Raw genomic sequence first — 12,668 nt, 5'->3', positions numbered from 1 at the left:
GGGGAGCCCGTCCGCGGAGGGATCAAGCCTGACCGCCCGGAGCGGGCGGGCTCCCCGGCAACCCCCAGCGCGGCGGAGAGCGCGCGCAGCAGTTCGCCCCGGCCCGCGCCCACGTCGACCACGCGGAGGTCGGCGGGGTGGCCGAGGGCGGCGTCGACCTGCTCGACGAGTCGCAGCAGCGCGTCGGCGAAGGCAGGGGAGGCGTGCACGCTGGTGCGGAAGTGGCAGGCGGGGCCCGACCCGGAGACGAAGAAGCCGCCCGGCCCGTAGAGGGACCGTTCCATCGCGTCCCGCCAGCGCTCCGGCATCAGTTCGTTCCTCCCGAGCTGCCTGTCCTGCCCGCCACCGGCCGGCCGTACGGCGTGCGTCACCGGCCCGACCCTACGGTCAGCCGGCCGGAGCGGACGTGCCATCCCCGGGCGTGCCGCCGGTACCGCCGGTGAACGTTTTCACACATCCTTGTCCCGGTTCCGTGACCCCGGCGCATACTTGCCATCGACCGGTACCCCTTCTCGAGGACTGGATCGTCGCCCATGAGCGCACCCCCGCGCCCGCGCCCGGCCGCCCCCCACGGGGCCGCCGTACCGCCGGCCGCAACCCCCCGTCTCCTCACCGTCGGCGTCGTCGGCTCCGGCCGGGTCGGCACCGTGCTGGGCGCCGCACTCGCCGCCGCCGGCCACCGGGTCGTCGCCGTCACGGCCGGGTCCGGCGCCTCCCGGGCCCGGGCCGCGCTGCTGCTTCCCGACGCGCCCCGCCGCTCCGCCGCCGCCGTGGCGCGGGCGGCCACCGACCTGCTGCTGCTCGCCGTGCCCGACGACGCGCTCGCCGGGGTGGTCGCCGCCCTGGCCGACGGCGGCGCGCTGCGCCCCGGCCAGGTGGTCGCGCACACCTCCGGCGCGCACGGGCTGGCCGTGCTCGCCCCCGCCGCCGCGGCGGGCGCCCGACCGCTCGCCCTGCACCCCGCGATGACCTTCACCGGTACGCCGGACGACCTGGCCCGGCTGGCCGGCATCTCGTACGGGGTGACCGCCCCGGCGGAGCTGCGCCCCCTGGCCGCCCGGCTGGTCGCCGACCTCGGCGGGGTGCCGGAGTGGGTCGGCGAGGCGGACCGGCCGCTCTACCACGCGGCGCTGGCGCACGGCGCCAACCACCTGGTGACCCTGGTCAACGAGGCGGCCGACCGGCTGCGCGACGCCGGGGTGGCCCAGCCGGAGAAGGTGCTCGCCCCGCTGCTGCGGGCCGCCCTGGAGAACGCGCTGCGCCTCGGCGACGACGCGCTGACCGGGCCGGTGTCCCGGGGCGACGCCGGCACGGTCGAGCGGCACCTGGCCCGGCTCGCCGCGACCGCCCCCGAGTCGATGGCGCCCTACCTGGCCCTGGCCCGGCGTACGGCCGACCGGGCGATCGCCGCGGGCCGGTTGCGGCCGGTCGACGCGGAGTCGCTGCTCGGCGTGCTCGCCGGCGACCGGCGCGAGGTGGCGGCATGACCGGGCCGACGGTGGACGGAGGGGGACAGGTGACGGAACTGGTGCACACCCGCGCCGAGCTGGCGGCGGCGCGCGACGGGCTCAAGGGCACCGTCGGCGTCGTGATGACCATGGGCGCGCTGCACTCCGGGCACGAGACGCTGCTGCGGGCGGCCCGGGAGCAGGCCGACCACGTGCTCGTCACGATCTTCGTCAACCCGTTGCAGTTCGGCCCGAACGAGGACTTCGACCGCTACCCGCGCACCCTCGACGCCGACCTGGAGATCTGCCGGCGGGCGGGCGCGGACGTGGTCTTCGCCCCCTCGGTGGCCGACATGTACCCGGACGGCCAGCCCCGGGTGCGGGTGAACCCGGGCCCGCTGGGGGAGGACCTGGAGGGGCAGAGCCGCCCCGGGTTCTTCCACGGTGTGCTCACCGTGGTGCTGAAGCTGCTCCAGCTCACCCGCCCCGACCTGACGTTCTTCGGCGAGAAGGACTACCAGCAGCTGACCCTGGTGCGGCGGATGGCCCGGGACCTCGACGTGCCGGTCGAGGTGGTCGGCGTGCCGACCGTACGGGAGCCGGACGGGCTGGCCCTGTCCAGCCGCAACCGCTACCTGTCCCCGGCCGAGCGGGAGGCCGCGCTGAGCCTGTCCGCGGCGCTGCGGGCCGGGGCCGCGGCCGCCGACGGGGGCGGTGACGCGGGGGCGGTGCTCGCCGCCGCGCACGCGGCCTTCGGCGCCGGTACGCCCGGCGCGCGCCTCGACTACCTGGTGCTCACCGACCCGGACCTGGAACCGGGGCCGGTGTCCGGACCGGCGCGGCTGCTCGTGGCCGCCTGGGTGGGCGCCACCCGGTTGATCGACAACGCGGCGATCCGGCTCGCCCCCCGCTCCTGAACCCCGCCCCCGCCACCTTCCGCGAAAGGCATCCCGATGCTGCGCACCATGCTCAAGTCGAAGATCCACCGGGCCACGGTGACCCAGGCCGACCTGCACTACGTCGGCTCGGTGACCGTCGACGAGGACCTGCTCGACGCCGCCGACCTGATCCCCGGCGAGCAGGTGGCGATCGTGGACATCACCAACGGGGCGCGGCTGGAGACGTACGTGATCCCGGGCGAGCGGGGCAGCGGCGTGATCGGCATCAACGGCGCCGCCGCCCACCTGGTGCACCCGGGAGACCTGGTCATCCTCATCTCGTACGGGCAGATGGACGACGCCGAGGCCCGCGCCTACCGGCCGCGGGTCGTGCACGTCGACGCCGACAACCGGGTCGTCGAGCTGAACGCCGACCCGACGACCGCCGCACCCGGCACCGCCGGCGCCCCGATCCCCAATCCCCTCGCCGCCGCCGTCTGACCCGACCGTTTCCGCCTTCCGCCCGCCCCCTCCGGCGGCATTCTGCGGGCTTTCGTACCCTTCGTGACCGCAGGACCCTGGAGGGGCGGGAAGCGGGCGTGCGTGCGGTCTGTCACCGGAAGGTCATCCCTGGGTAGTCTGGTTGCCCGTCGATAGACGCGGGTGGCTGGGGGAGGCCGCTGTGCGCCGTGCGATGACCACCCTGCTCGCTGCCGTCGCCACGGCCGCGCTCCTGGCCGGCTGCGCCGATGCCGGCGGGCTGGACGGTGACCTGGTCGACGACTGGGCGGCCCCACCCGCCGCCGGGCCCTTCACCCCGGCCACCGGGGTGTGCCAGGTCGCCGACTTCGTCGACGTGGTGACCCTGGCGGCGTACGCGCCGGTGGACTGCGCCGTGCCGCACCGGGTCGAGACCGTGCACGTGGGCACCTTCCCGGCCGGGCGGCCCGCCCCGCCGCCGGGCGGCTCGGCCGAGCTGCGGGGCGCCTTCGCCGACTGCGACGCCCGGGCGACCGGTCACGTGGGCGCCGACTGGCGTGCGGGGCGGCTGCGGCTGGCGGTGGCGGTGCCGTCCTGGGCGGGCTGGACGACGGGCGCCCGCTGGTACCGGTGCGACCTGACCGAGGTGAGCACCGTCGAGGCCGCCGGCACGGTGGTGGTCCGCACCGGCAGCCTCCGGGACGCGCTGCGCGGGCCGTCCCCGCTCCGCCTGGGCTGCCAGCAGGCCCGCTCCCGGGGCGGGTCGGTGCGGACGCTGCTCCCGGTCGACTGCGCCACCCGGCACGACGCCGAGTTCGTCGGGGTGTGGCGGGCGCCCGACCGCCCGTACCCGACCCGGGCCGCCGACTGGGCCCCGCTGTACGCCGGCTGCCGCTCGGTGCTCGGCCGCTACGTGGGGGTGCCCGACGACGCCGACCTGCGCTTCCGCAGCGGGGTGGTGGTCCGTCCGCCGGGGCAGGGCCGGTGGCGCGTCGGCGACCGGGGCGTCCGCTGCTACCTCTGGCTCGACGACCGTACGGTGACCGGCTCGCTGCGGGGCGCGGGCCCGGCGGCCCTCCCGGTCCGGACGCGGTAGCGCGCGCCGGCCCACGCAGGGCGGGCCCACGCGTGGCGCCGCCGGCCGGCCCGCCCGGCTCGGGACCCCATGGCCCAAACCACTCGTCCCGCCCCCGCCGCCCCCCGCGAGGACCCTTCGGGTTGACTGTGGGTATGGACCTTCCGACCGTCGACCTGCCGGCGCTGCCCAGACTGCTGGCCGCCCCCGCGCCCGGCTGGGTGGAGACCACCGACGTGATCGTGGTCGGTTCCGGGGTGGCGGGCCTGACCGCCGCGCTGCACCTGCGCGAGGCGGGGCTGCACGTCACCGTGGTCACCAAGGTCGACATCGACGAGGGGTCGACCCGCTGGGCGCAGGGCGGCATCGCCGCCGTGCTCGACCCGCAGGACACCCCGACCGCGCACGCCTCGGACACCGAGATCGCCGGCGTCGGGCTCTGCGACCCGGCGGCGGTGCGGGTGCTGGTCGAGGAGGGCCCCACCCGGCTGCGCGAGCTGATGCGGATCGGGGCGGAGTTCGACCGCAATCCGGACGGCTCGCTGATGCTGACGCGCGAGGGCGGGCACCGGGCCGACCGGATCGTGCACGCCGGCGGCGATGCCACCGGGGCCGAGGTGCAGCGCGCCCTGCACGCCGCCGTGCGCCGCGACCCCTGGATCCGGCTGGTGGAGCACGCCCTGGTGCTGGACCTGCTGCGCGCCCCCGGTGACGGCCCCGACGGGCTCGGCCCGGCCTGCGGCATCACCCTGCACGTGCTCGGCGAGGGCAGCGAGGACGGCGTGGGCGCCATCCTGGCCCGGGCGGTCGTCCTGGCCACCGGCGGGATGGGCCAGATCTACGCGGCCACCACCAACCCGGCCGTGTCGACCGGGGACGGGGTGGCCCTCGCGATGCGGGCCGGCGCGGCGGTGACCGACGTGGAGTTCGTCCAGTTCCACCCGACCGCGCTGATCACCCCGGCCGGCGCCGGCGTGCCCGGCGCCGGGCACGCCCAGCAGCCGCTGGTCTCCGAGGCGTTGCGCGGCGAGGGCGCCCACCTGGTCGACGGCGACGGCAAGCGGTTCATGGTCGGGCAGCACGAGCTGGCCGAGCTGGCGCCCCGGGACGTGGTGGCCAAGGGCATCCACCGGGTCCTGCTGGCCACCGGGGCGGACCACGTGTTCCTCGACGCCCGGCACCTGGGCGGTGACTTCCTGGCCCGGCGCTTCCCGACCATCGTCGCGTCCTGCCTGGCCATCGGGGTCGACCCGGGGACCGATCTGATCCCGGTCGCTCCGGCCGCGCACTACGCCTCCGGCGGCGTCCGCACGGACCTGCGCGGCCGCACCTCCATCCCCGGGCTGTACGCGTGCGGCGAGGTCGCCTGCACCGGCGTGCACGGCGCCAACCGGCTGGCCAGCAACTCGCTGCTGGAGGGGCTGGTCTTCTCCCGGCGGATCGCCGAGGACGTCGCGGCCGGGCTGCCCGAGCAGGCCCAGCCGGCGGCGACGGGCGCCTGGGTGGGCGGCGAGGGCTGGGTGGTGCCGGCCGAGGCGACGCCGACGCTGCAACGGGCGATGACCCGGGGCGCGGGCGTGCTCCGCTCGGCGGAGACCCTCGCGGCGACCGCCGGCGTGCTGACCGGGCTCGGCGAGGGCCGGGGCCGGCCCCGGACGGCCGACTGGGAGGCGACGAACCTGATCACCGTGGCGTCGGCGCTGGTCGCCGCCGCGTACGCCCGCCGGGAGACCCGGGGCTGCCACTGGCGGGAGGACTTCCCGACGGCCGACGAGCGGTGGCACGGCCACCTGGTCGCCGCGGTCGGGGCGCAGGGCCGGCTGACGCAAGCGTGGGAGGGAACCCGATGACGGAGTCGACGGAACGGGCACTGCGGGACGCCGGCCTGGATCCGGCGCAGGTGCGGCGGACGGTCGAGGCCGCGCTCGCCGAGGACCTGGGCCCGGACCTGCTGGACGTCACCAGCGTCGCCACCATCCCGGCCGGGCAGACCGACACGGCCGACCTGGTGGCCCGCGCCGACGGCGTGGTGGCCGGGCTGGCCGTGGCGGCTGCCGTGTTCGAGCTGGTCGGCGAGGCGACCGGCGCCGGTCGTACGGTCGAGGTGTCGGTGGTGGCCCGCGACGGCGAGCGGGTGGCGCGCGGCGACGTGCTGGCCACGGTGACCGGCCCGACCCGGCTGCTGCTCACCGCCGAGCGCACGGCGCTCAACCTGCTCTGCCGGATGTCCGGGGTCGCCACCCACACCCGGGCCTGGGCGGACGCCCTGGCCGGCACCAAGGCGATGGTGCTGGACACCCGCAAGACGACCCCGGGCCTGCGCGCCCTGGAGAAGTACGCGGTCCGCGCGGGCGGCGGCACGAACAAGCGGATGGGCCTGCACGACGTCGCGATGATCAAGGACAACCACAAGTTCGCGGCCGGCGGCATCACGGCGGCCTTCCGGCGGGTCCGGGAGACCTTCCCGGACGTGCCGGTCCAGGTCGAGGTGGACACGGTCGCCGAGGCGGTGGAGGCGGTCGAGGCCGGCGCGGACTTCCTGCTGCTGGACAACATGACCCCGGAGATGCTCACCGAGGTGGCCGCCCTGGTGGGGGACCGGGCGGAGCTGGAGGCGACCGGCGGGCTGACCCTCGACGTGGCGGCGCGATACGCGGCGACCGGCGTCGACTTCCTGTCAGTCGGGGCCCTGACGCACTCCTCGCCGATCCTCGACATCGCCATGGACCTGCGCACCGCGTGAACCGGCGGCCGGGCGTTGTCTAGGCTGCGAGCGTGCTGCTCTGCATCGACATCGGAAACACCAACACCGTGCTGGCGACCTTCGACGGCGACAAGCTGGTGCACTCCTGGCGGATCAAGACCGATGCGCGGGCGACGGCCGACGAGCTGGGCCTGAAGTTCCGGGGCCTGCTCGCCGCCGACGCCGTCGAGATCACCGGCGTCGCGGCCTGCTCCACGGTCCCGGCCGCGCTGCGCTCGCTGCGCAACATGCTCGCCCGCTACTACGCGGACCTGCCGAGCGTGATCGTCGAGCCGGGGGTGCGCACCGGGGTGCAGCTCGCCATCGACAACCCGAAGGAGGTGGGCGCCGACCGGGTGGTCAACACCCTGGCCGCGTACACCCTCTACGGCGGGCCGTCGATCGTGGTGGACTTCGGCACCACCACCAACTTCGACGTGATCAGCGGCCGGGGCGAGTTCCTCGGCGGCGCCTTCGCCCCGGGCATCGAGATCTCCTTCGACGCGCTCGCCGCCCGGGCCGCCCAGCTGCGCAAGGTGGAGGCGACAAAGCCCCGCTCGGTGATCGGCAAGAACACCGTCGAGTGCCTCCAGTCCGGCCTCTACTTCGGCTTCGCCGGGCAGGTGGACCGGATCGTCGAGCGGATGATCGAGGAGATCGGCGAGGTGAGCGCCGTGATCGCCACGGGCGGGCTGGCCTCGCTCGTGATCAACGAGTGCCGCACGATCACCCACCACGAGCCGATGATCACCCTGATCGGCCTGCGGATGGTCTACGAGCGCAACGTCTGAACCCGGCCGCCGGGGAGGGCGCGAGTGGGGCCGGTCATGCGGGCGGGTTATCCCGTAACGCCTCGCTGGGGCCTTGAGTACGCTCGGGGCCTGACCCCGCCCGAAATCTCCTTCTGAGGAAGCGTGCCGTGACCGAGCAGAACCCCGTGCCAGTCGATCCTGCCGACGACCTTCCCGAGCAGATGAAGGTCCGCCGGGAGAAGCGGGACCGGATGCTCGCCGAGGGCGTCGAGCCGTACCCCATCGGATTCCCCCGGACCAGCACGCTGGCCGAGATCCGCGAGAAGTACGCCGAGCTGCCCACCGACACCGCCACGGGGGACCAGGTCTCGGTCACCGGCCGGGTGATCTTCGTACGCAACACGGGCAAGCTCTGCTTCGCCACCCTGCGGGACGGCGACGGCACGGAGTTGCAGGCCATGCTCTCCCTCGACCGGGTCGGCCCCGACCGGCTCAACGACTGGAAGCGCCTGGTCGACCTCGGTGACCTCGTCGGCGTGACCGGCGAGGTGATCACCAGCCGGCGCGGGGAGCTGTCCGTGCTGGTCGAGCAGTGGGTGGTGACGGCGAAGGCGCTCCGCCCGCTGCCGGTGGCGCACAAGCCGCTGAGCGAGGAGGCGCGGGTCCGGCAGCGCTACGTGGACCTGATCGTCCGGCCGCAGGCCCGCCAGATGGTGCGTACCCGGGCCACGACCGTGCGCAGCCTGCGCGACTCGCTGCACGGCCGGGACTTCATCGAGGTGGAGACCCCGATGCTCCAGCTGCTGCACGGCGGCGCGGCGGCCCGGCCATTCGTGACCCACAGCAATGCACTCAGCACCGATCTGTATCTGCGAATCGCGCCGGAACTGTTTCTCAAGCGGGCCGTCGTCGGCGGCGTCGACCGGGTCTTCGAGATCAACCGCAACTTCCGTAATGAGGGTGTCGACTCTTCGCACTCGCCCGAGTTCGCGATGCTCGAGGCATACGAGGCGTACGGCGACTACGACACCATGGCCGAGCTGACCCGGAATCTCGTGCAGCAGGCGGCGATCGCCGTCAGCGGCTCGACCGTCGTGACGCACGCCGACGGCCGGGAGTTCGATCTCGGCGGCGAGTGGCGCTCGGTGACCCTCTTCGGGGTGCTTTCCGAGGCCCTCGGCGAGGAGGTCACGGTGCGCACCGAGCGCGCCCGGCTGGTGGAGTACGCCGACAAGGTGGGTTTGGCGGTCGACCCGAAGTGGGGGCCGGGCAAGCTCGCGGAGGAACTGTTCGAGGAGTTGGTGGTGCCGAGCCTCCAGGCGCCCACCTTCGTCCGCGACTACCCGGAGGAGACGAGCCCGCTGACCCGGGCGCACCGCAGCGAGCCCGGGCTGGCCGAGAAGTGGGACCTCTACGTGCTCGGTTTCGAGCTGGGGACCGCGTACTCCGAGCTGGTGGACCCGGTGGTGCAGCGGGAGCGGCTGGTGGCCCAGGCCCAGCTCGGCGCCCGCGGCGACGACGAGGCCATGCGGCTGGACGAGGACTTTCTCCGGGCGATGGAGTACGGAATGCCGCCGGCCGGGGGTATGGGAATGGGAATCGACCGGCTCTTGATGGCGCTCACCGGCCTGGGAATTCGGGAAACCATCCTCTTCCCCCTGGTTCGCCCGGAGTAGCCTCGCATCTCCACCGGGTCGTTACCGCATCCTATTGACGCGGCAAGCGCCGCGCGGGTTATTGTGCTTACAGTTTGCAGGAGCACCCTGCTCGAAAGGAATGTGGGACGTGGCCAAGCAGATCATTCATAAGCTGGTCGATGACCTGGACGGCGGGGACGCTGACGAGACGGTCAAGTTCGCGCTCGACGGCGTTCAGTACGAGATCGACCTGTCTAGCTCCAACGCCGAGAAATTGCGCGACGTATTCGCCTCGTACATCGCCCACGGCACCAAGGTGGGCAGGGGTGGCGTCGTCGTCGGCGGCCGGGCCGCGCGCGGCCGGGGTGGCGCCACCGCCGACCGGGAGCAGAACAAGGCGATCCGCGCCTGGGCCAAGAAGGCCGGCAAGGACATCTCCGACCGGGGCCGGATCCCCCAGGAGATCGTCGACGAGTACCACGCGAAGGCCGGTCACTGACCGGGACCGCCGACGGGCGACACCGACGCCGGGCCGGAGCACGACTCCGGGCCGGCGTCGCCGTATCCGCGGGGTGGCTCCGGGCCGGCGTCGCCGTATCCGCCCGCAGGGGCGTCCGAGCGGGAAGAATTCCGTCCCGACGGTCGTTGTCCACAGCCGGTGGAGAGTCTGTCCACAGCCTGTGGACGACTCCCGGACGGCCCGGATCCGGGCCGCGTCGGCACCGGCGCGACCCGCACGACGGGTCCACGACCGGGGTCGAATTTCGCTCTGCGCGTACAGGCAGGGGTACCGGAACACCCCCTGAGCGCGGACGGTTGTGCAAAACGACGCGTACACGGCTTCCGACGGGGACACACGACCTCAGCGGAGTCGGTCCGCGGCGATAGAGTAAGGAGGCACGGACGCCCGTCCCGGTCGTCCGCGCACCGGCCCCGCCACGACTTCTTGACCATCAAGATCGAGTGCGCACGGCACGTGAGGAGCACGAGGGCATGTTCGAGCGGTTCACCGACCGAGCGCGACGGGTTGTCGTCCTGGCCCAAGAAGAGGCCCGGATGCTCAACCACAACTACATCGGTACGGAACACATCCTGCTGGGCCTGATCCACGAGGGTGAGGGCGTCGCCGCCAAGGCTCTGGAGAGCCTCGGCATCTCCCTGGAGGGTGTGCGGCAGCAGGTCGAGGAGATCATCGGCCAGGGCCAGCAGGCGCCGAGCGGGCACATCCCGTTCACGCCGCGGGCCAAGAAGGTGCTGGAGCTGTCGCTGCGCGAGGCGCTGCAGCTCGGCCACAACTACATCGGCACGGAGCACATCCTGCTCGGCCTGATCCGCGAGGGCGAGGGCGTCGCCGCCCAGGTGCTGGTCAAGCTCGGCGCCGACCTCAACCGGGTCCGCCAGCAGGTGATCCAGCTGCTCTCCGGCTACCAGGGCAAGGAGCCGGCCGCGGCGGGCGCCACGCCGGGCGAGGCCGCGCCGTCCACCAGCCTCGTGCTGGACCAGTTCGGCCGCAACCTGACCCAGGCCGCCCGCGAGGGCAAGCTCGACCCGGTCATCGGGCGCGAGAAGGAAATCGAGCGGGTCATGCAGGTGCTCTCCCGCCGTACCAAGAACAACCCGGTCCTGATCGGTGAGCCCGGCGTCGGCAAGACCGCCGTGGTGGAGGGGCTGTCCCAGAAGATCATCAAGGGCGAGGTGCCCGAGACGCTGAAGGACAAGCAGCTCTACACGCTCGACCTCGGTGCCCTGGTCGCCGGTTCCCGCTACCGCGGTGACTTCGAGGAGCGCCTCAAGAAGGTGCTCAAGGAGATCCGCACCCGCGGCGACATCATCCTCTTCATCGACGAGATCCACACCCTGGTCGGCGCGGGTGCCGCCGAGGGCGCGATCGACGCGGCGAGCATCCTCAAGCCGATGCTGGCCCGTGGCGAGCTGCAGACCATCGGCGCGACCACGCTCGACGAATACCGCAAGCACCTGGAGAAGGACGCCGCCCTCGAGCGCCGCTTCCAGCCGATCCAGGTGGGCGAGCCGTCGCTGGCCCACACCATCGAGATCCTCAAGGGCCTGCGCGACCGCTACGAGGCGCACCACCGGGTCAGCATCACCGACGCGGCCCTCGTGGCCGCCGCCACGCTGGCCGACCGGTACATCTCCGACCGCTTCCTGCCGGACAAGGCGATCGACCTGATCGACGAGGCCGGCGCCCGGATGCGGATCCGCCGGATGACCGCGCCGCCGGACCTGCGCGACTTCGACGAGCGCATCGCCCAGGTGCGTCGCGACAAGGAGTCCGCGATCGACGCGCAGGACTTCGAGCGCGCCGCCCAGCTGCGCGACAAGGAGAAGCAGCTCCTCGGCCAGAAGGCCCAGCGGGAGAAGGAGTGGAAGGCCGGTGACCTGGACGTCGTCAGCGAGGTCGACGACGAGCAGATCGCCGAGGTGCTCGGCAACTGGACCGGCATCCCGGTCTACAAGCTGACCGAGGAGGAGACCTCGCGCCTGCTGCGCATGGAGGACGAGCTGCACAAGCGCGTCATCGGCCAGGAGGACGCGGTCAAGGCGGTCTCGAAGGCGATCCGGCGCACCCGGGCCGGCCTGAAGGACCCGAAGCGTCCGTCGGGCTCGTTCATCTTCGCCGGCCCGTCCGGTGTCGGTAAGACCGAGCTCTCCAAGGCGCTCGCCGAGTTCCTGTTCGGCAGCGAGGACGCCCTCATCCAGCTGGACATGTCCGAGTTCCACGACCGCTACACGGTCTCCCGGCTGGTGGGTGCCCCTCCCGGCTACGTCGGCTACGACGAGGGCGGCCAGCTGACCGAGAAGGTGCGGCGTCGGCCGTTCTCGGTGGTCCTCTTCGACGAGATCGAGAAGGCCCACCCGGACGTGTTCAACACGCTGCTCCAGATCCTGGAGGACGGTCGGCTCACCGACGGTCAGGGCCGGATCGTGGACTTCAAGAACACGGTCATCATCCTGACCACCAACCTGGGCACCCGCGACGTCGCCAAGGCGGTTTCGCTCGGCTTCCAGGCGTCGGAGGACTCCGAGTCCAACTACGACCGGATGAAGCAGAAGGTCAACGACGAGCTCAAGCAGCACTTCCGGCCTGAGTTCCTCAACCGGATCGACGACACCATCGTCTTCCACCAGCTGCGCCAGCTGGAGATCCTGTCGATCGTCGACATCATGATCCAGCGCATCGAGGGCCAGCTGCGGAACAAGGACATGGGTCTGGAGCTGACCGACAACGCCAAGAAGTACCTGGCGAAGAAGGGCTTCGACCCGGTGCTCGGTGCGCGTCCGCTGCGTCGCACGATCCAGCGCGACATCGAGGACAACCTGTCCGAGCGGATCCTCTTCAACGAGCTGATCCCGGGTCAGATCGTGGTGGTGGACTGCGAGGGCGATCCGGAGGACATCGACAAGTCCAAGCTCATCTTCACGGGCGCGGACCGGCCGGCCACCGTGCCGGACGCCGTCCCGGCCGACCTCGGTGGCACCGCCGCCGCAGGCGCGGACGAGTAGGACCGAAAGCAGCAGCACGAGGGCGGCGGCCCGGTGGCCCGCTGTCGTGGGCGGTCAGCTCGCGCAGACGGCGTACGCGCGCACCTTCCAGTTGCTGCTGAAACCGTTCTCGTCCTCGGCGGCGGAGACG

General features: G+C 73.1%; 10 protein-coding genes and 1 pseudogene. 10 read left to right on the top strand and 1 reads right to left on the bottom strand.

Annotated features, from left to right (window positions below):
- Positions 1 to 308: pseudogene (locus AB0B83_RS28880) on the bottom strand (hypothetical protein); the annotation flags it as partial.
- Between the two features lie 225 nt (positions 309 to 533).
- Here AB0B83_RS28880 and AB0B83_RS28875 point away from each other — a divergent pair.
- From AB0B83_RS28875 to AB0B83_RS28830, 10 genes are all read left to right on the top strand, one after another.
- A complete protein-coding gene (locus AB0B83_RS28875; RefSeq protein ID WP_357580801.1) occupies positions 534 to 1,487 on the top strand; it encodes a Rossmann-like and DUF2520 domain-containing protein in 954 nt (317 codons plus the stop codon).
- Positions 1,488 to 1,516: 29 nt separating this feature from the next.
- Positions 1,517 to 2,365 carry a pantoate--beta-alanine ligase gene (panC, locus tag AB0B83_RS28870; protein WP_357580803.1) on the top strand — a complete coding sequence of 283 codons (849 nt, stop codon included), beginning with the start codon at positions 1,517 to 1,519 and terminating at the stop codon, positions 2,363 to 2,365.
- 36 nt (positions 2,366 to 2,401) lie between these two features.
- A complete protein-coding gene (gene panD / locus AB0B83_RS28865) occupies positions 2,402 to 2,827 on the top strand; it encodes an aspartate 1-decarboxylase (RefSeq protein ID WP_327029832.1) in 426 nt (141 codons plus the stop codon).
- A 193-nt stretch (positions 2,828 to 3,020) separates the two neighbouring features.
- Positions 3,021 to 3,902, top strand: a complete 882-nt coding sequence (locus AB0B83_RS28860) for a septum formation family protein (RefSeq protein WP_357580802.1) — start codon at positions 3,021 to 3,023, stop codon at positions 3,900 to 3,902.
- Between the two features lie 134 nt (positions 3,903 to 4,036).
- Positions 4,037 to 5,731: an L-aspartate oxidase gene (locus AB0B83_RS28855; protein ID WP_357580800.1), complete on the top strand. Its 1,695-nt coding sequence runs from the start codon at positions 4,037 to 4,039 to the stop codon at positions 5,729 to 5,731.
- Positions 5,728 to 6,624 (top strand): carboxylating nicotinate-nucleotide diphosphorylase, encoded by an 897-nt coding sequence (gene nadC, locus AB0B83_RS28850; protein WP_327029830.1) that lies wholly within the window; start codon positions 5,728 to 5,730, stop codon positions 6,622 to 6,624. The genes AB0B83_RS28855 and nadC overlap by 4 nt, the downstream gene beginning before the upstream one ends.
- Before the next feature lie 32 nt (positions 6,625 to 6,656).
- Complete coding sequence (locus tag AB0B83_RS28845; protein ID WP_132238666.1) at positions 6,657 to 7,415, top strand: type III pantothenate kinase; 759 nt, start codon at positions 6,657 to 6,659, stop codon at positions 7,413 to 7,415.
- Positions 7,416 to 7,543: 128 nt separating this feature from the next.
- On the top strand, positions 7,544 to 9,052 hold the full coding sequence (gene lysS, locus AB0B83_RS28840; RefSeq protein WP_357580799.1) for a lysine--tRNA ligase: 1,509 nt from the start codon (positions 7,544 to 7,546) through the stop codon (positions 9,050 to 9,052).
- 109 nt (positions 9,053 to 9,161) lie between these two features.
- On the top strand, positions 9,162 to 9,512 hold the full coding sequence (locus AB0B83_RS28835) for an Lsr2 family protein (protein ID WP_165947879.1): 351 nt from the start codon (positions 9,162 to 9,164) through the stop codon (positions 9,510 to 9,512).
- Between the two features lie 494 nt (positions 9,513 to 10,006).
- A complete protein-coding gene (locus tag AB0B83_RS28830; RefSeq protein WP_151456722.1) occupies positions 10,007 to 12,538 on the top strand; it encodes an ATP-dependent Clp protease ATP-binding subunit in 2,532 nt (843 codons plus the stop codon).
- Positions 12,539 to 12,668 lie beyond the last annotated feature (130 nt).

The organism is Micromonospora sp. NPDC049060 (assembly GCF_040649055.1).
GTDB classification, from domain to species: domain Bacteria; phylum Actinomycetota; class Actinomycetes; order Mycobacteriales; family Micromonosporaceae; genus Micromonospora; species Micromonospora reichwaldensis.
Note: the sequence above shows the minus strand (reverse complement) of the source record. Positions and strands in the feature narration are given on the sequence as shown.